Here is a 21,551-nt window from a genome sequence, read left to right on the forward strand (position 1 = left end):
AATCCAATGCACAGCGAATGTTTCCGAAGTACAGCCGCTTATACCGGCTAATACGTGGAGGAGGTGCGCCAATGCCGTTGTCGCCATTGGACATACATAACAAAGAGTTTGGTCGCAGATTGCGCGGCTATGACGAGGACGAAGTAAACGAGTTTCTCGATCAGGTCATTAAAGACTATGAGTCGGTTATCCGCGAGAATAAGGAGCTTCAAAACCAAATCTTGAACCTCCAAGAAAAGCTTAACCATTTTGCGAATATCGAAGAAACGTTAAGCAAGACGATTATCGTCGCGCAGGAGGCGGCCGACGAGGTTCGCAGCAATGCGAAAAAAGAAGGACAGCTGATTCTGAAAGAAGCGGAGAAGAACGCCGACCGCATCGTGAACGAGTCGCTCGTCAAGTCGCGTAAAGTCGCGCTCGAGGTCGAGGAGCTCAAGAAGCAGGCGTCCATTTACCGCGCCCGTTTCCGCACGCTCGTCGAGGCGCAGCTTGAGCTGCTCAGCCAAGACGGTTGGGATACGCTGGAGCACTCGCAGCCGACGGCGGCTGCAACTGTCGAACAATAGAGCGCATGAGGGCAGCAAGCCGGTTCCCGCAGCTTGGATTTGCGCGGGAAGCCGCCCAAATCCGCCAAGCCGGCTTTTATCCGTTTGACAAGCGAAACGCGATAAGCTATAACTAAGGAATATAAGGCATACAAACCGAATTCGTTTTAAACTTCGTTGACGAGAACGAGTACGCTTCTTCGTTCGATCTTCAGAGAGCCGCCGATTGCTGAAAGGCGGCGTTCGAACCGAAGCCGAATATCATCTCCGAGAAGCAGCGCCGAACATGAACCCGAGCCTGTCCGACTATGACGACAGAGACGCCGTGGTGCATTATTAAGCGTTGACGGAACGTCCTCCGTTACAGGGACCGCGAATGGACATTCATTCGCGCCAGAGGTGTCGCATCCGGCTGCTATAGCCGTGTTAGGGTGCGAAACAAGGGTGGTATCGCGAGCAAAGTCTCGTCCCTTTTTATAAGGGACGGGACTTTATTTATTTTAACCAGGGGGTATGGGCATGCAACGCGTTGACGTCAAAGAAAAGGCGAGGGCACGCGAGCTTCGCGTGTTAAAGCAATGGCAAGAGGAAGACACGTTCAAGAAATCGATCGACAACAGGAAGGGCAAACCGAACTACGTATTTTACGAAGGGCCGCCTACCGCAAACGGAGCGCCGCATATCGGCCACGTGCTGGGACGCGTCATCAAGGATTTTATCGGCCGCTACAAAACGATGCAAGGCTATCGCGTCGTCCGCAAAGCGGGATGGGATACGCACGGTCTGCCGGTCGAGCTTGGTGTAGAGAAGCAGCTTGGCATTTCGGGCAAGCAAGAGATCGAGAATTACGGCGTTGAGGCGTTTATTAAAAAATGTAAAGACAGCGTATTTGTCTACGAGAAGCAATGGCGCGAGCTGACGGAAGCAATCGCGTACTGGACCGATCTCGACAATCCGTACATCACGTTGAAAAATGAATATATCGAAAGCGTATGGCATATTCTCTCGACGATTCACAGCAAAGGGCTGCTGTATCGCGGCCATCGGGTCAGCCCTTACTGCCCTTGCTGCCAGACGACGCTCAGCTCGCATGAGGTGGCCCAAGGCTATGAAGACGTTAAAGATCTGAGCGCGACGGCGAAATTCAAGCTGACGGACAGCGGCGAGTTTGTACTGGCTTGGACGACGACGCCTTGGACGCTGCCGGCCAATGTGGCGCTTGCGGTCAATCCAGAGCTTGAATACGTCCGCGCGGCGAAAGATGGCGCAATCTACATCGTGGCGAAAAACTTGGCCGAGAGCGTATTGAAAGAAAACTACGAAACGCTGTCGACTGTTAAAGGCTCCGAGCTGGTCGGCCTGAAATATGAGCCGCCTTTCCGCTATGTTGCGATCGAGCACGGCCATGTCGTGATCCCTGGCGATTTCGTCAGCGATACAAGCGGTACTGGTATCGTTCACATCGCACCCGCTCACGGTGAAGACGACTATAAAGTGGCTCGCCAAAACGGCATCAGCATGCTGAGTGTTGTGAACAACGCTGGCCGATACGTCGAAGAAGTGACCGACCTGGCGGGACGTTTCGTCAAGGATTGCGACGTCGATATTGTCAAAATGCTGAGCGAGCGCGGATTGCTCTACTCGAAGGAGCGTTACGAGCACAGCTATCCGTTCTGCTGGCGCTGCAAATCGCCGCTGCTTTATTACGCGACGGAAAGCTGGTTCATCGAGACGACGAAAGTTAAGGATCAGCTGATCGCCAACAACAGCAACGTAGACTGGTATCCAGGACATATTCGCGAAGGCCGTTTCGGCAAATTTTTGGAAGACCTCGTCGACTGGAACATCAGCCGCAATAGGTATTGGGGCACGCCGCTCAACGTTTGGGTTTGTGAAGCGACAGGCAAAGAATATGCGCCGTCGAGCATTGCCGACCTGCGCGAGCGGGCAATCGGCGATGTGCCTGAAGACATCGAGCTGCACAAGCCGTATGTCGATGAGATCAAGCTGAAATCGCCGTTTGCCGAGGGCGCGGTCATGAACCGTACGCCGGAAGTCATCGACGTGTGGTTCGACAGCGGTTCGATGCCATTCGCACAGCAGCATCATCCGTTCGAGAACGATGAAACATTTGCAGAGCAATATCCGGCGGATATGATCTGCGAAGGGATCGACCAAACGCGCGGCTGGTTCTACAGCCTGCTGGCTGTATCGACGCTGTACAACGGAAAAGCGCCTTACAAAGCGGTTATTTCGACGGGCCATATCCTCGATGAGAACGGACAAAAAATGTCCAAATCGAAGGGCAACGTCATCGATCCTTGGGAAATCATCAATGAATACGGCACCGACGCATTCCGCTGGGCGCTGCTGGCGGATAGCGCGCCTTGGAACAGCAAACGCTTCTCGCGCGGCATCGTAGGCGAAGCGAAATCGAAGGTCATCGATACGATCGTTAATACGCATGCGTTCTACGCGCTTTATGCGTCCATCGACGGCTTCAACCCTTCAGAGCACGAAGAGAAGCGTTCGAACAACAAGCTGGACCGTTGGATCGTTTCCCGTCTGAACAGCTTGATCCAATATGTGGTGAAAGGGCTGGAGATCAACGACTTCCTGAACCCGGCGAAAGCGATCGAGACGTTCGTCGACGAGCTAAGCAACTGGTATATCCGCCGTTCGCGCGACCGTTTCTGGGGAAGCGGGCTTAGCGAAGATAAAGTAGCGGCTTATCAAACGCTGCGTCATGTGCTGCTGACGCTGTCCCGCGTAATTGCGCCTTATGCGCCGCTGCTCGCGGAAGACGTGTATGGCAACCTCGGCGGAGAGGGCAGCGTCCATTTGGCCGACTATCCGGCTGCTGACGAGTCGGCAATCGACGCCGTGCTTGAGCGCGACATGGAGAGCGCGAAGCAAATCGTCGAGCTTGCGCGCAACGTGCGCAACGAGACGAGCATCAAAACGCGTCAGCCGTTATCCGAGCTCATCGTGTCGCTAGACCGTGACTTCGATCTGGCGGAGTACGAATCGATTATTAAAGACGAGATCAATGTCAAATCGATCGTCGTGGAAAACAGCGACAGCGGCTTTGTCGACTTTACGCTGAAGCTGAACCTGAAAGTGGCCGGCAAAAAATACGGCAAAAACGTTGGTCCTATTCAGGGCTATCTGAAAGGCCTGTCGGCGGATGAAACCCGTGCGATCGTGAATGGCGGCAGCTTTGAGTTCCAATCGGCGGAAGGCGAGACGATCACGGTGACGCTGGAAGAGCTGCTCGTCGAGAAGCAAGCCAAATCGGGCTTTGCATCTGCTTCGGACAGCGGCGTAACGGTAGCGCTGAATACGGACATTACGCCTGAGCTGGAGCAAGAGGGCTGGGTGCGTGAAGTCATTCGCGCCGTTCAAGACACTAGGAAGAAACTTGACCTGCCGATCGAGAAGCGGGTCGATCTCGTGCTTGGCGTGGATGCGGAGCTGAAAGCAGCGCTTGACGCATTCGAGAACGTACTGCAGGAGAACGTGCTGTTGAACAGCGTAGCCTATGAAACAGTCGCCGGCATGGAAAACGTGCAGTTGGGCGAGAAGACAATCGGCATTCTGATCCGCGGCTAGAACGGATGCTTTAGCATATTGCTCCCGGGGTTAAGGATATAGTATAAGGAACGCGTCGTTCCATAACGAACGAGTGCTTCTCCGCTAGGAGGAGCCTCGTTTTTCCTTTTCTATATCACCCGAGGGAGGCAGGGAATATGAGCGGGTCGCGGAAGAATCGCAAAAAGGATGAACAGCGCGAGGAGCGGGAAAACGGGCATGAGCCGTCCGTCGTTGAAAGCGGCGAGCCCTCCTTGGCAAGACTGGAGAAGCTGCTTAGTAAAATCGCCATTGATTTGGAAAAGTCGCAGATCGCCGACTACGTTGATCTCGTGCATCATCCGTTCAAGCTTATTTGGCGCAACGTTTTGGCCGGAACGGCAAGAGGCGTCGGCATCGCGATCGGCTTTACTTTTTTTGCAGCGACCATCCTTTATGTGCTGCAAATACTCGGCGCGCTGAATTTGCCGATTATCGGCGACTACATCGCGGACATCGTAAGAATTGTGCAGATTCAATTGGAAGGAAAAACGTATTAAGGCGGCGAGAACGCATGCGCGTTCAGGCCGCCTTTTTTTTCGTGCCCTCGTTTACGATTCGTTGTCTTCCAGCAGATGGTCGCCTTCGCCGTCCTCCAAGTAACGCCGGTACTCGCGGTTTCGGACGATCTCGACATGGTTGCCTGTAATGTCGGTGGCAAGGAAGCTTTCAAGCGGTTCGACATAACCGTCGTTTTCGTCGGCTTCAATACCGATATGATCATAATCCGCCGCATCGCGGTTCTCGGACATAGCCGGTGAGCTGGCATTGCCCCACTGCTCGACGATCTGCCAGGCGTCTTCACCGTCGAAAGATGCAATTTCGTCATCGGTTTCGCCGGGGCTCGAACGCCCGAACGGATGGTGAATCATCGCTTCCTCGACCGGCCTGTCCGTCGTCCGCTGCTGGCGCGGCGAATGCTCCAGACAGTAAAGCGTGTCCGGCAGCGCCTCAAGCCGCTCACGCGGTATTGCCTTGCCGCACGCGATGCAGGTCCCGTATGTGCCGTCGTCCATCGCTTTTAAAGCGGAGTCGATTCTTGCTAAATGAAGCTCCTGCTGTTCCACCAGAGCAATGTCTTTGCCCCTCTCGAACATTTCGGTACCGAGGTCGCCGGGATGGTTATCGATGGGCGACAGCTCCCCCGTATTGTCGCGAAGTGAGGAGCCTAGTCCGTTGTGGTCGCTCTCCGCCAATTGATTTTCGATCGTTTGTTTCTCTGCTTCCAGCCGCCCGCGCAAACCGGCGAGCTCGCTATGGCTCAGATTCGTCATGTTGGTTCATCCACCTTCCTCTTTCTCCATAGAAATAGCTTTCGCCGCAGCTCCGTTTTTCATGAACGGAAGCGCTTGGCAACCTGATGGGAGAGACTGGCTCCAATAGGGTTGTTATGCTACAATAGCTTGGGACAAACTAGGAGGGATTCGGGTGCGTTACTATTATTTCTGGATTGCGGCAATCGTGTTCGTTATCGACTACGTGACGAAGAAAATCATTGCCACGCAAATGCAAATTAATGAGATGATCAGCGTCATTGGTAATTTCTTTATCATTACCTCGCATCGGAATCGCGGCGCTGCGTTTGGCATTTTGCAGGAGCAACGGATATTTTTCATCATCATAACGGTCGTTATTGTGGCGGGAATTGTATGGTACGCTCACATTAACCGGAAATCAGGCAAAGGCTGGCTTCTAACCGGGTTAGGTCTCGTGCTGGGCGGAGCGGTTGGCAACTTTCTCGATCGTGCGCTGTACGGCGAGGTCGTCGATTTTCTGATGTTCAACTTCGGCAGCTATACGTTCCCGATTTTTAACGTTGCGGACATGGGCATCTGCATCGGCGTCGCTTGTATTTTGATCGATACGCTGCTTACGCCGGGCGACAAGAAGAACGCAAGCCAAAGAGAGGAAAAGGAACAGAACGAGCATGAACAGCAACCTATTTAATGAACAAGAGCAAGAAGAACTGATGGAGTTTATCGTTCAGCCCGAGCAATCGGGCGAGCGAATCGATAAGTATGTAACGGAAAGTCTAAGCGACGACACCGTATCCCGCACGCAAGTGCAGGAGTGGATTAAAAAAGGCGCGGTTATGGTCAACAATGTAACTGTTAAAGCGAACTACAAGCTGACAAGCGGTGAAACGGTATCGATCCGCGTGCCGGAGCCGGAGGACGCAGCCATCGTACCGGAGGCGATTCCGCTCGACGTTGTTTATGAGGACGCGGACGTGATCGTGATCAACAAGCCGCGCGGCATGGTCGTTCACCCCGCACCTGGCCATTCGTCCGGCACGGTCGTGAATGCGCTGATGCATCATTGCCAAGATTTGTCCGGCATTAACGGCATGCTGCGTCCGGGTATCGTCCATCGCATCGACAAAGATACATCGGGCCTGCTTATGGCGGCCAAAAACGATTTGGCGCATTTGTCGCTCGCCGAACAGTTGAAGGAGCACAGCGTCACTCGCAAGTATATTGCGTTGGTGCATGGCAATTTGCACCATGATCGCGGAACGATCGACGCTCCGATCGGACGCGACGAGAAGGATCGGAAGATGTATACCGTAACGGACCGCAACAGCAAGCATGCCGTTACCCATTTTGTCGTACTGGAACGGCTGAATGACTACTCAATCGTCGAGCTGCAGCTGGAAACAGGAAGAACGCACCAAATTCGCGTTCATATGAAATATATTGGACATCCGCTCGCAGGGGACCCGGTATATGGACGGAGCAAAACGGTGGCGCTTCAAGGGCAAGCGCTGCATGCGGCGGTTATCGGCTTCATTCATCCGCGCTCGGGCGAATACTTGGAATTTGAAGCGCCGATTCCGGCCGACATGGAGCATGTGCTGAATTCGCTTCGTTTGCGATAAGATAAGGCGACGCTCAAAAGCAACGGATAAGAGGCAGGCCATTCGGAAGCTGAAGAGGGACAGCAAGGCGGTAAAAGGCGCCAACGGAGAATAATGCAAACATTTCGTTACATTCTTCATTATTTCGGATCGTAAAGTATATTATCCTAAAGCTAATCGTACACATATGATCAATGAACATTAGTTTATAAGGATAGGTGACCGAAATGACAGCCATTAACCACAATTATTTGGAGCTGCAAGGCAGCTACTTGTTTTCCGAAATTGCTAAACGCCGCACGAAATTCGTGCAGGAAAATCCGAATGCGGAAATTATTAGTCTCGGTATCGGCGACGTTACGCGCGGCCTACCGGAAGCCGTAACGAAAGCGATGCACGCGGCGGTGGACGAGCTTGCCATTCCGGGCTCGTTCCGCGGCTACGGTCCTGAGCAAGGCTATGATTTTCTTATCTCTGCTATTATTGAGAACGACTACAAAGCGCGCGGCATCGATATCCAAACAAATGAAGTGTTTGTGAGCGACGGGTCGAAATGCGACGTCGGCAACATTCAAGAAATTTTCAGCACCGACAGCATCGTAGCAGTGCAGGACCCTGTATATCCGGTATACGTGGACACGAACGTCATGGCTGGCCGTTCCGGCAAGTTCAATAAAGAAACGAACCGCTATGACAATATCGCCTACTTGGAATGCACGGCCGAGAACCAGTTCAAGCCAAGTCTTCCGGATCGCAAGGTCGATATCATTTACTTGTGCTACCCGAACAACCCAACAGGCATGACGCTGTCGAAAGAAGAATTGAAAAAATGGGTCGATTACGCAAAAGCGAACAACTGCCTCATTTTGTACGATTCGGCTTACGAAGCGTTCATTCAAGAGGAAGAGGTTCCTCATAGCATTTACGAAATCGAAGGCGCTAAGGAAGTGGCGATCGAATTCCGCAGCTTTTCCAAAACGGCAGGCTTCACTGGCGTTCGTTGCGCCTACACAGTTGTGCCTCGCGAGCTGAAAGGCTTTGACGCGAACGGCAACGAAGTGCTGATCAACGATCTGTGGAACCGCCGCCATACGACGAAGTTCAATGGCGTTTCGTACGTAACGCAGCGCGGCGCTGCAGCGATCTACTCGCCGGAAGGCAAAGAGCAGATTCAAGCGCTTGTCGACTATTACATGACGAACGCGCGCATTATTCGCGATGGTCTCGCTTCGATCGGCTTGGAAGTGTTCGGCGGCGTCAATGCTCCTTACATTTGGTTGAAGACGCCAAACGGTCTCGATTCTTGGGCATTTTTCGACAAGCTGCTTTCCGAAGCGCATATCGTCGGTACGCCGGGTGTCGGCTTCGGCCAAAGCGGTCAAGGCTATTTCCGCTTGACGGCGTTCGGCAGCCTTGAAAATACGGAAAAAGCGGTAGAGCGCATTCGCAATTTGTCGCTGTAATTGCATAGCAACGATCAACGATTCGGACGATTCATCGTCCGAATCGTTTCTTTTTCAGCTGATTTGAAAATGGTCGTATCGCGTCTTGACATCTGATGTCGAACGTGGGATAATTCCTTTGATAAAGGAAGTACCTTTAACTCAGCCCTGTGAGGCTGGCAAGGTAGCGTGAAATAAGGAATCGAACAAAGCGCGGGATTGGAGTCTGCTCCTACCGCAGTCCTGCAGGGGCTGCGGCGGCAGGCCAACCCTTTCGCGCGCCTCGATTCGAAAGCTCCTTGCGTACATCGCGAGGAGTTTTTTTTATGCGAATACCGCACCTTGGCGAAATGCATGCTGGATAGGCGAGGAACACGACGGGAGGCGGCAATGGACGATGGAAGAAGAGCATCTGGTCATTATGGATGAGACAGCGATTCGCAGGGCGTTGACGCGCATTGCCCATGAAATTGTCGAAAAGAACAAAGGCATCGACAACTGCGTGCTGATCGGCATTCGGACAAGAGGCATTTACTTTGCGAGACGAATAGCCGACCGGATTCAGGACATTGAAGGAAAGCCGGTTGAAGTTTTCGACCTGGATATTACTTCGTACCGCGATGACCGGATAACGGCTAAGCAGGAACTGGTGGAGATTGCGTCGCTGACTGGGGACCTGAATGGAGAACCGGCAAGCGTAAAGGACAAAAAAGTGATTTTGTTCGACGACGTGCTCTATACAGGCCGCACGATTCGCGCCGCAATGGATGCGGTCATGGATCGCGGTAGGCCGCAAAGCATCCAACTGGCCGTTCTGGTGGACAGAGGCCATCGCGAACTGCCGATCCGCCCCGATTATATCGGCAAAAACGTCCCGACCTCGAAGCAGGAGCAAATCGCAGTATCTATGACAGAAATCGATCTGAAAGACCAAGTAACGATCATTCATCAGAGGGGGCAAGCCGGATGACGCTGACGAAATTAAAGCAACGGAGTTTGCTCGGTTTAAAGCAATTGGACAAGAACGAAATCGAATCGATACTGGATCGGGCGGCCTACTGGGAACAGCATCCTTCCAAAGTTCATACGGTTATGCAAGGCAAATTTGCGGCGAACATGTTTTTTGAGAACAGCACGCGCACCAGATTTTCGTTCGAGGTTGCGGAGAAAAGGCTAGGAGCGGAAGTGCTGAACTTCTCGGCGGCCGTATCGAGCGTGCAAAAAGGCGAATCGATCTACGATACAGTTCGGACGCTGGAATCGATGGGCATCGACGTCGGTATTATTCGACTGAAGCCGATCGGCGTACTGGCCGAACTGGCCGAGAAAATAAAAGTACCGCTCATCAATGCCGGAGACGGCAACAACGAGCATCCGACGCAAGCGCTGCTCGACCTTTACACGATGCGCAAGCAGTTCGGAAGTCTGCAGGGCTTGAACGTATCGATCATCGGAGACGTCAAGCATAGCCGGGTGGCGAGATCGAATCTGTATGCGCTCAGCAAGTTCGGCGCTAAGGTGAGCTTTTGCTCGCCGGAAAATATGCAGGCGCCTGAGCTGGACGCGCCTTACATCTCGATGGACGAAGCGCTGAAGGCCGACGTCGTTATGATGCTCCGCGTTCAGCTTGAGAGGCACGAGGGCGGCATGCTGAGCTCGGCTGAGAATTATCGCGAACAGTTCGGTCTGACATCCGAGCGAGCAGCCAAAATGGCCAGCCATGCGATCATTATGCATCCCGCGCCGATCAACCGAGGCGTTGAAATCGATGACGAGCTCGTCGAGTGTCCGCAATCGCGCATTTTTGCGCAGATGGAGAACGGCGTGCCGATTCGGATGGCGGCTGTAGAACGGGCGCTCAGCTAACTGACGTTAAGGAAATGAACGAGGGAACGGACGCCGCGTCAGCGGCGGCGTTCTTGCGATACTTATAAAGTAGACCGAATAAAACCGGAAGGGGAACAAACAATGTCATTATGGATTATGAACGGTAACGTATGGGACGAAGCTTCCGGCTCTTTGGTCAAAAAGCATGTACGCGTCGAGGGCGGCGCTATCGTGGAAATTGTAGACGGCGTAAACGCGCCGGATACGGGATCGTCGGAAGTTATCGACGCGGCTGGCAAGCTTGTATCGGCTGGCTTGATCGATATGCACGTCCATCTGCGCGACCCAGGCTTCGAGTACAAAGAGGACATTGCAACGGGCACTCGCTCGGCAGCGAAAGGCGGCTTCACGACGATCGCCTGCATGCCGAACACTCGTCCGTCCACGGATACGCCTGAAACGGTAAAGTACATTTTAGATAAGAACGAAAAAGAAGGCGTCGTACGGGTTCTGCCATACGCCGCGATTACGAAAAACCAGCTCGGCCGCGAGCTGACTGATTTCGCAGCGTTAAAGGAAGCGGGCGCAATCGGATTTACGGATGACGGCGTGGGCGTGCAAAGCGCGCAAATGATGAAAGACGCGATGGCGCTTGCGCAATCGATGAACATGCCGATCATCGCGCATTGCGAAGACAACACGCTCGTTGAAGGCCTGTTCGTCAGCGAAGGCGAGTTTGCTCGCAAGAACGGCTTGAAGGGTATCCCGAACGAATCGGAAGCGATTCACGTCGGCCGTGACGCGCTGCTGGCCGAAGCGACAGGCGTTCACTACCATGTCTGCCACGTCAGCACCGAGCAATCGGTTCGTCTCATTCGTCTTGCGAAGCAGATCGGCGTACGGATTACCGCGGAGGTTTGCCCGCATCACTTGATCCTGTCGGACGAGGATATCCCGGGCATGGACTCCAACTGGAAGATGAACCCACCGCTCCGCACGCCGCGAGATGTGCAAGCGGTCATCGAAGCGCTGGAGGACGGCACGATCGACATGGTTGTTACCGATCACGCTCCGCATAGCGCCGAAGAAAAGGCGCGCGGCATGCAGTTGGCTCCATTCGGCATCGTGGGCTTCGAGACGGCGTTCCCGCTGCTCTACACGAAGTTCGTCCTTACCGGCAAATGGACGCTCGGCTTCCTGCTGAAGCGGATGACAGCCGATCCGGCTCGCGTGTTCGGCTTGCCGACAGGACGAATCGAGACCGGCGCGCCGGCTGACCTGACGATTATCGACTTGGACAGCGAACGAGCGGTCGATCCGGAAACGTTCGCTTCGAAGAGCAACAACACGCCATTCGGCGGCTGGAAGCTGCAAGGCTGGCCGGTAACGACAATCGTAAACGGTGCTGTCGTATACAGCGAATAAGCACCGCAGAAATACAGCAATACGATTCCAGAATTACGAAGACCTGAGGAGTGATACGGATGCAAGCAAGATTATTGTTGGAAGACGGAACGTTGTTTACGGGGCTTTCTTTCGGAGCGGAGACGCAAACGATCGGGGAAGTCGTTTTCAATACAGGCATTACCGGTTATCAAGAAGTTATTTCTGACCCGTCCTACTGCGGACAAATCGTCACGATGACTTACCCGCTCGTAGGCAACTACGGCATCTCGCGCGATGACTTCGAGTCGATTAGCCCAAGCATTCACGGCTTTGTTGTACGCCGCTACGAGCCGGTGCCAAGCAACTGGCGCGCGCAATATTCGCTTGGTCAATTGCTGAAGGAATACAACATTCCAGGCATTACTGACATCGATACGCGCATGCTTACCCGGATCATCCGCCATCATGGCACGATGAAGGGCGTTTTGACAACTGGCACGGAGCGTGTTGAAGAGCTGATGGAACGTATGGGCGCAACGGCGCTGATGACCGACCAAGTGGCGCGCACTTCGACCAAGCAAGTTTTCTCAAGCCCTGGCAATGGCGAGCGCATCGTCCTTGTCGACTTCGGTGCAAAAAGCGGTATTTTGCGCGAGCTGACGAAACGCGGCTGCGACGTTGTTGTCGTGCCTCACGATACGACGGCCGATGAAATCCGCAAGCTTGCTCCAGACGGCATCCAGCTGTCGAACGGCCCTGGGGACCCGAAAGATGTTCCTTATGCGGTGAAAATGGTATCCGAGCTGCTCGGCGAATATCCGATCTTCGGCATCTGCCTTGGCCATCAGTTGTTCGCACTTGCTTGCGGCGCTGATACGACGCGTCTGAAATTCGGCCATCGCGGCGGCAACCATCCGGTAAAAGAACTGGCGACGGGCAAATGCTACGTCACTTCCCAAAACCATGGCTACACTGTACTGGAAGATTCGATCAACAAAACCGAGCTTTCGGTAACGCATATCAACAACAACGATAAAACGATCGAAGGCCTGAAACATAACCAATATCCGGCATTCTCCGTGCAATACCATCCGGAGGCGGCTCCGGGACCGTTCGACTCGAGCTACCTGTTCGACGAATTCCTGGAGATGATTCGCACACACAAGCAAAACAACCCGCAGAAGCCTCGTCAAGCTGTGCTCGCTGCAACGTTGAAAGGAGAGCTTCAGTATGCCCAAAAATAATGAACTCAAAAAAATTCTCGTTATCGGCTCCGGCCCGATTGTCATCGGACAAGCGGCGGAATTCGACTATGCCGGCACGCAAGCTTGCCAAGCGTTGAAAGAAGAAGGCTACGAGGTTGTACTTATTAACAGCAACCCGGCAACAATCATGACTGATACAAACATGGCTGACAAAGTCTACATCGAGCCGATTACGCTCGACTTTGTCTCACAAATTATTCGCCAAGAGCGTCCTGACGGCTTGCTGCCGACGCTCGGCGGCCAAACGGGCCTGAACATGGCAGTAGAACTGGCGCGCGCAGGCGTGCTGGAAGCCGAGAATGTGAAATTGCTCGGTACGCAATTGACGGCAATCGAGAAAGCGGAGGACCGTGACTTGTTCCGCGATCTGATGCGCGAGCTTGAGCAACCGGTACCAGAGAGCGTTATCGTAACGACGGTAGAAGAAGCGGTAACGTTCGCGAATGAAATCGGCTATCCGATCATCGTTCGTCCGGCATACACGCTCGGCGGCACAGGCGGCGGCATTTGCGCGAACGAGGAAGAGCTGCGTGAGACGGTTGCTTCCGGTATCCGCTACAGCCCGATCAACCAATGCTTGATCGAGAAATCGATCGCCGGCATGAAGGAAGTTGAATATGAAGTTATGCGCGATGCGAACGACAACTGCATCGTGGTCTGCAACATGGAAAACTTCGATCCGGTCGGCGTTCATACGGGCGACAGTATCGTCGTAGCTCCTTCGCAGACGCTGTCGGACCGCGAGTATCAAATGCTTCGTTCCGCGTCGCTTAAAATCATTCGCGCGCTGAACATCGAAGGCGGCTGCAACGTGCAGTTCGCGCTCGATCCGCACAGCTTCCAATACTACGTAATCGAAGTAAACCCTCGCGTAAGCCGCTCTTCGGCGCTTGCATCGAAAGCAACGGGCTACCCGATCGCGAAGATGGCAGCGAAAATCGCAATCGGCTATACGCTGGACGAAATCGTTAACCCGGTTACGGGCCAAACGTACGCGATGTTTGAGCCTACGCTCGACTATATCGTATCGAAAATTCCACGCTGGCCGTTCGACAAGTTCGTTAACGCGAACCGCAAGCTCGGTACGCAAATGAAAGCGACAGGCGAAGTGATGGCAATCGGCCGCACATTCGAGGAGTCGATTCATAAAGCAGTTCGCTCGCTGGAAATCGGCACGCACCGCCTTCATCTGAAAGAAGCGTCTGCGCTTGAAGACGAAGTGCTGCGCACTCGCCTGGCGAAGCCGGACGACGAGCGCATGTTCCTGGTGGCGGAAGCGTTCCGCCGCGGTTACGCGCTGCAAGATATTCAAGACCTGACGAAAATCGACTGGTGGTTCCTTGATAAAATCGAAGCGATCGTCAATTTCGAGGACCGGATCCGCCGCGAAGTCGCTTTGACGAAGGAAACGCTGTACGAAGCGAAGCGTAAAGGCTTCTCCGATCGCTCGATCGCTGAAATTCGCAAAGAAGGCTTCCCGAACGGCAGCCACACGAACGAGCATGACATTCGCGCGTTCCGCAAAGAACTCGGCCTCAAGCCGGTTTACAAAATGGTAGACACTTGCGCGGCTGAATTCGAAGCGACTACGCCTTACTACTACTCGACCTATGAAACAGAAAACGAAGTAACGGAATCGAGCAAGCAAAAGGTGCTCGTACTCGGCTCCGGTCCGATCCGTATCGGCCAAGGTATCGAGTTCGACTACTCGACCGTTCACGCGGTATGGGCGATTCAAAATGCCGGCTACGAAGCGGTTATTATCAACAACAACCCGGAAACGGTATCGACCGACTTCAGCACGTCTGACCGGTTGTACTTCGAGCCGCTGTTCTTCGAGGACGTTATGAACGTCATCGAGCAGGAGAATCCGATTGGCGTTATCGTGCAATTCGGCGGACAAACGGCGATCAACCTTGCTGCTCCGCTGAATAAAGCTGGGGTACGCATTCTTGGTTCGAGCCTCGAGAGCATCGACTCGGCCGAAGACCGCAAAAAATTCGAAGCGCTGCTTCGCAAGCTGAACATCGCGCAGCCGGAAGGCAGCACGGTGACGTCCGTCGACCAAGCGGTTGAAACGGCGCAAAAGCTCGGTTATCCGGTGCTTGTTCGTCCATCCTATGTCCTTGGCGGACGCGCGATGGAAATCGTCTACTCCGACGAAGAATTGCTCAGCTACATGGAAGTAGCGGTGAAGATCAATCCGGAGCATCCGGTCCTGATCGACCGTTACATGCTCGGTAAAGAAGCCGAGGTTGACGCAATCTGCGACGGCGAAACGGTTCTTATTCCGGGTATCATGGAGCATATCGAACGTGCGGGCGTTCACTCCGGCGATTCGATCGCGGTCTATCCGCCGCAATCGCTCTCCGAAGACGTGAAGAAGCAAATCGTCGATATTACGGTTAAAATTTCCAAAGAATTGAAAGTAATCGGACTTGTCAACATACAGTTCGTCATTCATAACGATCAAGTATACGTCATCGAAGTTAACCCGCGTTCGTCCCGTACGGTACCGTTCTTGAGCAAAGTAACGAACCTGCCGATGGCGAACCTGGCAACGAAAGCGATTATGGGAACGAAGCTTGCGGAGCTCGGCTACGTCGACGGTCTGTGGCCGGAAGATGATTTTGTCTCGGTTAAAGTGCCGGTATTCTCCTTCGCGAAGCTGCGCCGCGTCGATCCGACGCTGACGCCGGAGATGAAGTCGACTGGCGAAGTTATGGGTCGCGACGATCAGTTCGCCAAAGCGTTGTTCAAAGGCTTGATCGGTGCAGGTATGAAAATTCCGATGTCCGGCGGCATTGTCGCAACTGTTGCCGACAAGGACAAAGAAGAAGCGACCGAATTGCTTCGCGGCTTCTACGAGCTTGGCTATAAAATTATTGCGACTGGCGGTACGGCCGATACGCTCGAAGCGGCGGGCATGCGCGTCAAACGCGTGAACAAGCTGAGCGAAGGCACGCCGAACATTCTTGATCTGATTCGCGAAGGCGAAGCGAACTTCGTCGTCAACACGCTGACGAAGGGCAAAACGCCGGAACGCGACGGTTTCCGTATCCGCCGCGAGGCAGTTGAAAACGGCGTTGTCTGCTTGACGTCGCTCGATACGGTCCGCGCGCTGCTGCGGATGCTGGAGACGATCAACTTCTCGTCCCGCGCAATGCCGGTTTTGCAAAAGAAATAGGATAACGTACTGAAAGCACGGCCAGCGCCAGTTGCTTCTCCGGCGGGGCGAACCGTCTTGCCGGAGAAGTCGGCGGATGGCCGTTTATTACGGCTATTTATGCCGATAAAGGAACGAGAGGAGCGGTCTTAATGGGGCTTACACGAGAGCAAGCAGCGGGTAAAATTATGGTTGCGCTCGACTATGCGAACGCGGAGAGCGCCGAGAAGCTGCTTAATGAGCTGCAGGGCATCCCTTGCTACATGAAGGTTGGCATGCAGTTGTTTTATGCGGCTGGACCTGCCTTTATTGAAAGCTTGAAAAAAAGAGGCTATCTTGTTTTTCTCGATGTGAAAATGCATGACATTCCGAACACAGTCAAGGGCGGCGCAAACAGCGTAACCAAGCTGGGCGTTGATATGTTCAACGTGCATGCCGCAGGCGGCTCGGCGATGATGGAAGCGGCGCTGGAGGGTGCGGACGCCGCACTTGCTTCGGGACAAGCCAGACCGTCGGTTATCGCTGTCACGCAATTGACAAGTACGAGCGCGCAGGTATTGAACGAAGAGATCGGCATCGCCGGCTCGGTGGAGGAAGCCGTTGTCCGCTATGCGAAGCTTGCGAACAAAGCGGGTCTGAGCGGCGTCGTCGCATCGCCTGTTGAAGTGCAGGCGATCAAGGAAGCTTGCGGAACCTCCTTCCAGACGGTTACGCCGGGCATTCGTCCCGCTTGGGCGGAAACGAACGATCAATCCCGCATTATGACGCCGAAGGACGCCTTGCTGCAAGGCACAGATTATATGGTCATCGGCCGTCCGATTACGGCCGCGGCTGAGCCGCGTGCCGCGCTAGAATCCATTATCGAGGAGCTGATTTGAAGATGAGCGAAGTAACATTGAGCAGCCTGCCGAAGGAGATCGCGGGCAAATTGCTGGAAATCGGAGCGGTGGCGCTTCGTCCGAACGAGCCGTTCACTTGGACGTCGGGCATTAAATCTCCTATTTACTGCGACAACCGGCTGACGATGGCTTATCCGGAAATTCGCGATCTGATCGCCGAAGGTTTCGCTGCCGTTATCCGGGCGAACTACCCTGACGTGCAAGTAATCGCCGGCACATCGACGGCGGGCATTCCGCATGCGGCGTGGGTGGCGCAAAAGCTGAATCTGCCGATGGCATATATTCGCGATAAAGCGAAAGGGCACGGCAAGCAGAATCAAATCGAGGGCCGCATCGAGCCGGGACAAAAAGTAATCGTTATCGAAGACTTGATCTCGACCGGCGGTAGCTCGCTCAAGGCCGGTCTTGCCGTGCGGGAAGCGGGGGCGGAAGTACTGTCCGTGCTTGCGATCTTCACGTATCAGTTCGAGTCGGCTGATGCTGCATTTGCGGCAGAGAACATGCCGATCGCAACGCTTTCCAGCTATACCGAGCTGATTCAGGCGGCTGTAGAAGCAGGGAAAGTGGGGAGCGGCGACGTAGAACTGCTGCAGTCATGGCGTCAAGATCCTCAATCATTCGGCCGATAAACGGCTGTTTTGCAACGATTTGCCACCCGTTCGTCCGCTTCGGCAGGATGAACGGGTGGCATTTTTACTTTAGAAACCTATTATTTCCGATATTTAGTCAAAATTCGACATTTATTTGAAAAATTCTTTAATAACCCCTTTGAATTTTGACGAATTATGCCGATATAAAGTTTATATTCGTGAACAGACAAGGGGCGCTACATCCATGAGATTGAATTTAGCAGTCAAGTTGGCATTAGTTGGGGCATTACCGATGTTCTTTTATATTTTAAACGGCTTTTTGCTTACCAGTATGCAAAAAAGTTCGTTGGACAACATGTCCGAAGGCATCTACGACACCGCTTACCGCACCTCATCGCTAGTTTTGAACGCGGACAGAGACATGTACCAGGCTTTTGCAGCTTACTTGGAATTAAACGACTCCAATGCGACTGATCCGGCCATTCGCACCAAATGGAAGCAGGAGCTGGAAACAAACTTGAAAGAAGTAAGCGAACGGGTGGCTGAGGCGAAAACGATTCTTAGCGATCCGAAGCTGAGCGAGTTGAAGAGCGAGGCTACAGGCAAAACGATTCCGGTTATTCTGGACGAGTTTGAGACCAATTTTACCGATTGGAGCAAATTTGTAGAAGCCAACGCTGATAAGGTAACCGATTATGCAACGAATGTTAAACTTCAAGAGCAGTTCAGCAATACGCGTGAAGCGTTGAACGATATCGGCGACATCATGGAAGTTTACGCTCAAAACCAATTGGACAGCAGCTACAAGGAATATAATATAAGCAGATTGTCGACCCTGTTGGGGCTGCTTGCTGTTGTTATCATATTAACTGTTTTGATCGTTATTACGTTGAGAGCGATTATGCAAAATGTGAAGCAAATTATGGTGAAGACGAAAATGGTGGCTGAAGGCGATTTAACGGCCCCGGTGGCGCTAAAGTATGGGAAAGACGAACTGGGCGACATTTTGCGATCGGTTGATAATATGATCGAAGTCGTTCGCAGTCTGATTGCCGGCATCTCCGCGCAAGCGCATGATGTCAACTCTTCTTCCAAGCAGTTGAACGATTCCTCGCTTGAATCCTCGGCCGCCTCTCAGCAAGTCGCGCACAGTATTCAAGAGGTGGCGGGCAGCACAGAGGTGCAGGCGCGCAGCGCGGAAGAAACGGCGAAAGCAATCGAGGAAATGACGATCGGCATTCAGCGTATTGCCGAGAATACGAATACATCAGCCGAGCAGTCCTCCAATGCTTCCGTCACAGCTGTTGCTGGCGGTGCTGCGCTCGAGCGGCTTACGACACAGATGAATCAAGTCAAAGAAGTGATTGGAAAGCTGTCCGGCGTCATTGGACTGCTTGAGACCCGTTCGCAGCAAATCGGAACAATTGCAGAAAACATTACGGGCTTCGCTAACCAGACCAATATACTGTCGCTTAACGCTTCCATAGAAGCGGCGCGCGCGGGCGAGCAAGGACGCGGTTTTGCCGTCGTAGCCGGTGAAATTCGCAAGCTGGCTGCGGGCTCGCTGGAATCGGCGGACGGCATTCACGAGCTTGTCGCCGAGACGAGGAACGATATTAACGGCGCTTCCGATTATATGGCGCAAACAGTTAAGGAAATGGAACAAGGCAGCGAGAGATTGAAGGAAGTACAGGCGAGCCTTAGCGAAATAACGGAAGCGGTCGATTTGATGAACGAGCAGCTTCAGGAAAACTCGGCAATTACGGAGCAAATGTCGGCCAGCTCTGAGGAAGTGAACGCATCCGTAGAGCAATCTGCATCGGCCGCCGCTTCCAATTTGGAGCGGACTGAAACGGTCGCAGCCGCGACAGAGGAGCAGCTCGCGCTAATGGAAAACATTGCGGCGTCGGCCAAACATTTGAACGAGGTTGTCCATGAATTGAACAAAGCGGTCAGCTATTTTAAAATTTAATCCGGACCCTTTCTGAGAAGGCGGACCCGCGCAGCGCAAGCTGTTCGGCGGGTTCGTCTTTTCCATTTCTAACGGGCGAAATTCGACAAAAGAAGATATTTCATGAAGATGTAACTTTTTCTGCTCCTGTTGCGTCTAACCATTTAAGATGAGAATTATGAAAGGGATTGGGAGGTTGAGCAACCGATTATGGCATGGGGGAAGCAAGCGCTAAAGAAGGGCGAAGAACAGCCGGAAAAGGCGGTACATAGCGAAAAACTGCTGCTCGTTAACAATGTGGAACGGGTATTTCAAGCAGGGGGCGCACCTCTGAAAGTATTAAAAGGTCTTAATATGGAATTGAGGCCGAAGCAATTAGTGATGCTGCGGGGGAGATCCGGCTCGGGCAAGACGACGCTGCTCAATTGCCTGGGAGGACTTGACACGCCCACTAGCGGCGAGATTTGGTTTAACGGCCGGCAGTTCAGCAAAATGAGCGACGACCAGCGGACGACGGTCAGACGCAAGGAGATGGGGTTTATTTTCCAAGCGTTTGCGCTTATGCCGCTGTTATCCGCGTGGGAAAACGTCGAACTCAGCCTGCGCATGGCGGGAACGCCGCGTCATTTGTGGAAAGAACGCACGGCGCACTGCCTGGACTTGGTCGGTTTGGGGAAAAGGATGCATCACCGGCCGTTCGAGCTGTCGGGCGGGGAGCAGCAGCGCGTTGCGATCGCGAAGGCGATTGCACATAAGCCGATTTTATTGCTGGCAGACGAACCGACGGCCGAATTGGATTCGAATATGTCTGCACAGATCATGTCGGTATTTCAAAACATTATTCGCACGGAAGACGTTACGATATGTATGACTACACACGATCCTACTATTATGGAGGTTGCCGATCATGTCTATGAAATGGTTGACGGGAGATTCATTTAAACGTTCAGCGGTCGTTATGCTGAGCGCTTCGATATTATTGACGAGCGGCTGCTCTCTGCTGCCGAAGGAACAAGAAGAGGAGGTACTGCCTGTCATAACGGCGCCGCAAATTGCGAAGAAGCCGGAATACGAAGTAAAGACGGATACGCTGGAGACGAAAGTGACCGTCATCGGTAAATTGATCTCGATGCAAGAGGAAAATCTGTTCTTCAAAATCGACGGCAAAAATTTGAAAGAGCTGAACGTGAAAGCCGGCGATAAGGTAAAAGCGGGAGATGTGATTGGCAGGCTGGACGTCGATTTGATGGAACGGGACCTCCGCAACAGACGTCTCGCTTTCAAGCGCGAAGAATCGCTTATGAAAGATACGCTGCGGCAAAAGGACGAGTTGGACCCCATCGATTTTGAAGAAAAAATGATTGCGTTCGAGACGAAAAAGCAGGAGTTGAGCGATCTTGAGGAGGAGATCGGCAAAGCGACGCTTACCGCGCCGTTTGCCGGGACGATCGTCAATCTGAGCGTGAAAAAGGGCGATTTGATTAAGGGCTACGACCATATTGCTATTATCGCAGATACTAGCCGTCTTGTACCGGCCGCTAAGCTGTCCAAGGATGAGCTGTCCAAAATCGCCGTCGGGATGCCGATCGTCGCGGAAATTACCGGTGCCGGAACGTTTAAGGGGACCGTTAAAGTACTGCCTATGATTAAAAACGACAACAACGGCAATGGCGGAAACGGCGGCAACGGCGGTATGGGTGGAAATCAGGAGCAGGAAAGCATTGAAGATTTCATGCAGGTTGAGATCAAGAACTTGCCAGCGAACCTCAACCGCAATACGCCATTATCTATTAATGTCATTACGAAACGGAAGGAAAATGTCGTCGTTATTCCGCCTTCCACGCTCCGTACGATCGGTTCCCGAACTTATGTGCAAGTGGTGGATGCCGAAGGCAAGCGGGAGGTCGACGTTGAGGTCGGACAACAAACGCCAACCCAGATCGAAATCATAACCGGCCTGAAACCGGGGCAGAAAGTTGTAGGTCGTTAACGT

17 protein-coding genes and 1 other annotated feature are annotated in these 21,551 nt (G+C 53.2%); of the genes, 16 read left to right on the top strand and 1 reads right to left on the bottom strand.

The window, feature by feature from the left end:
* Positions 1-71: 71 nt before the first annotated feature.
* From ACFVTB_RS18005 to ACFVTB_RS18015, 3 genes are all read left to right on the top strand, one after another.
* Positions 72-566, top strand: coding sequence for a DivIVA domain-containing protein (locus ACFVTB_RS18005; protein ID WP_387751942.1), 495 nt, complete (start codon positions 72-74; stop codon positions 564-566).
* A gap of 147 nt (positions 567-713) precedes the next feature.
* Positions 714-1,020: a binding site (T-box leader), on the top strand.
* Positions 1,021-1,064: 44 nt separating this feature from the next.
* A complete protein-coding gene (gene ileS, locus ACFVTB_RS18010; RefSeq protein ID WP_387751944.1) occupies positions 1,065-4,157 on the top strand; it encodes an isoleucine--tRNA ligase in 3,093 nt (1,030 codons plus the stop codon).
* 137 nt (positions 4,158-4,294) lie between these two features.
* Positions 4,295-4,675, top strand: a complete 381-nt coding sequence (locus tag ACFVTB_RS18015) for a DUF5665 domain-containing protein (protein ID WP_387751946.1) — start codon at positions 4,295-4,297, stop codon at positions 4,673-4,675.
* 51 nt (positions 4,676-4,726) lie between these two features.
* Here ACFVTB_RS18015 and ACFVTB_RS18020 read toward each other — a convergent pair whose 3' ends face one another.
* Positions 4,727-5,449 carry a TraR/DksA C4-type zinc finger protein gene (locus tag ACFVTB_RS18020; protein WP_387751948.1) on the bottom strand — a complete coding sequence of 241 codons (723 nt, stop codon included), beginning with the start codon at positions 5,447-5,449 and terminating at the stop codon, positions 4,727-4,729.
* A 154-nt stretch (positions 5,450-5,603) separates the two neighbouring features.
* Between ACFVTB_RS18020 and lspA the strand changes: the two genes are divergently transcribed.
* The 13 genes from lspA (at position 5,604) to ACFVTB_RS18085 (ending at position 21,548) form a co-directional block, all read left to right on the top strand.
* Positions 5,604-6,122: a signal peptidase II gene (lspA, locus tag ACFVTB_RS18025; RefSeq protein ID WP_387751951.1), complete on the top strand. Its 519-nt coding sequence runs from the start codon at positions 5,604-5,606 to the stop codon at positions 6,120-6,122.
* Between the two features lie 22 nt (positions 6,123-6,144).
* A complete protein-coding gene (locus ACFVTB_RS18030; protein WP_387752072.1) occupies positions 6,145-7,053 on the top strand; it encodes an RluA family pseudouridine synthase in 909 nt (302 codons plus the stop codon).
* 206 nt (positions 7,054-7,259) lie between these two features.
* A complete protein-coding gene (locus tag ACFVTB_RS18035) occupies positions 7,260-8,495 on the top strand; it encodes an LL-diaminopimelate aminotransferase (protein WP_387751954.1) in 1,236 nt (411 codons plus the stop codon).
* A gap of 376 nt (positions 8,496-8,871) precedes the next feature.
* A complete protein-coding gene (pyrR, locus tag ACFVTB_RS18040) occupies positions 8,872-9,444 on the top strand; it encodes a bifunctional pyr operon transcriptional regulator/uracil phosphoribosyltransferase PyrR (protein WP_387751957.1) in 573 nt (190 codons plus the stop codon).
* Positions 9,441-10,340 carry an aspartate carbamoyltransferase catalytic subunit gene (locus ACFVTB_RS18045; protein WP_387751960.1) on the top strand — a complete coding sequence of 300 codons (900 nt, stop codon included), beginning with the start codon at positions 9,441-9,443 and terminating at the stop codon, positions 10,338-10,340. Before pyrR ends, ACFVTB_RS18045 begins: the two co-directional genes overlap by 4 nt.
* 102 nt (positions 10,341-10,442) lie before the next feature.
* Positions 10,443-11,726 carry a dihydroorotase gene (locus ACFVTB_RS18050; protein WP_387751962.1) on the top strand — a complete coding sequence of 428 codons (1,284 nt, stop codon included), beginning with the start codon at positions 10,443-10,445 and terminating at the stop codon, positions 11,724-11,726.
* 59 nt (positions 11,727-11,785) lie between these two features.
* The gene (locus ACFVTB_RS18055; protein WP_387751965.1) at positions 11,786-12,931 is read left to right on the top strand and encodes a carbamoyl phosphate synthase small subunit; all 1,146 of its coding nucleotides are present in this window, start codon (positions 11,786-11,788) and stop codon (positions 12,929-12,931) included.
* Complete coding sequence (gene carB, locus ACFVTB_RS18060) at positions 12,918-16,139, top strand: carbamoyl-phosphate synthase large subunit (RefSeq protein ID WP_387751968.1); 3,222 nt, start codon at positions 12,918-12,920, stop codon at positions 16,137-16,139. Before ACFVTB_RS18055 ends, carB begins: the two co-directional genes overlap by 14 nt.
* 131 nt (positions 16,140-16,270) lie before the next feature.
* Positions 16,271-16,996, top strand: a complete 726-nt coding sequence (gene pyrF, locus ACFVTB_RS18065; RefSeq protein WP_387751971.1) for an orotidine-5'-phosphate decarboxylase — start codon at positions 16,271-16,273, stop codon at positions 16,994-16,996.
* Between the two features lie 2 nt (positions 16,997-16,998).
* Positions 16,999-17,646 (top strand): orotate phosphoribosyltransferase, encoded by a 648-nt coding sequence (gene pyrE / locus ACFVTB_RS18070; RefSeq protein ID WP_387751974.1) that lies wholly within the window; start codon positions 16,999-17,001, stop codon positions 17,644-17,646.
* Positions 17,647-17,851: 205 nt separating this feature from the next.
* Entirely contained in the window at positions 17,852-19,579 is a 1,728-nt protein-coding gene (locus tag ACFVTB_RS18075; RefSeq protein ID WP_387751977.1) for a methyl-accepting chemotaxis protein, read from the top strand.
* Positions 19,580-19,768: 189 nt separating this feature from the next.
* A complete protein-coding gene (locus tag ACFVTB_RS18080; protein ID WP_387751979.1) occupies positions 19,769-20,500 on the top strand; it encodes an ABC transporter ATP-binding protein in 732 nt (243 codons plus the stop codon).
* The gene (locus tag ACFVTB_RS18085) at positions 20,466-21,548 is read left to right on the top strand and encodes an efflux RND transporter periplasmic adaptor subunit (protein ID WP_387751982.1); all 1,083 of its coding nucleotides are present in this window, start codon (positions 20,466-20,468) and stop codon (positions 21,546-21,548) included. Before ACFVTB_RS18080 ends, ACFVTB_RS18085 begins: the two co-directional genes overlap by 35 nt.
* Positions 21,549-21,551: the final 3 nt, after the last annotated feature.

Origin of the sequence: Paenibacillus sp. NPDC058071 (assembly GCF_042885235.1) — a bacterium.
In the GTDB taxonomy this organism is placed as follows: domain Bacteria; phylum Bacillota; class Bacilli; order Paenibacillales; family Paenibacillaceae; genus Pristimantibacillus.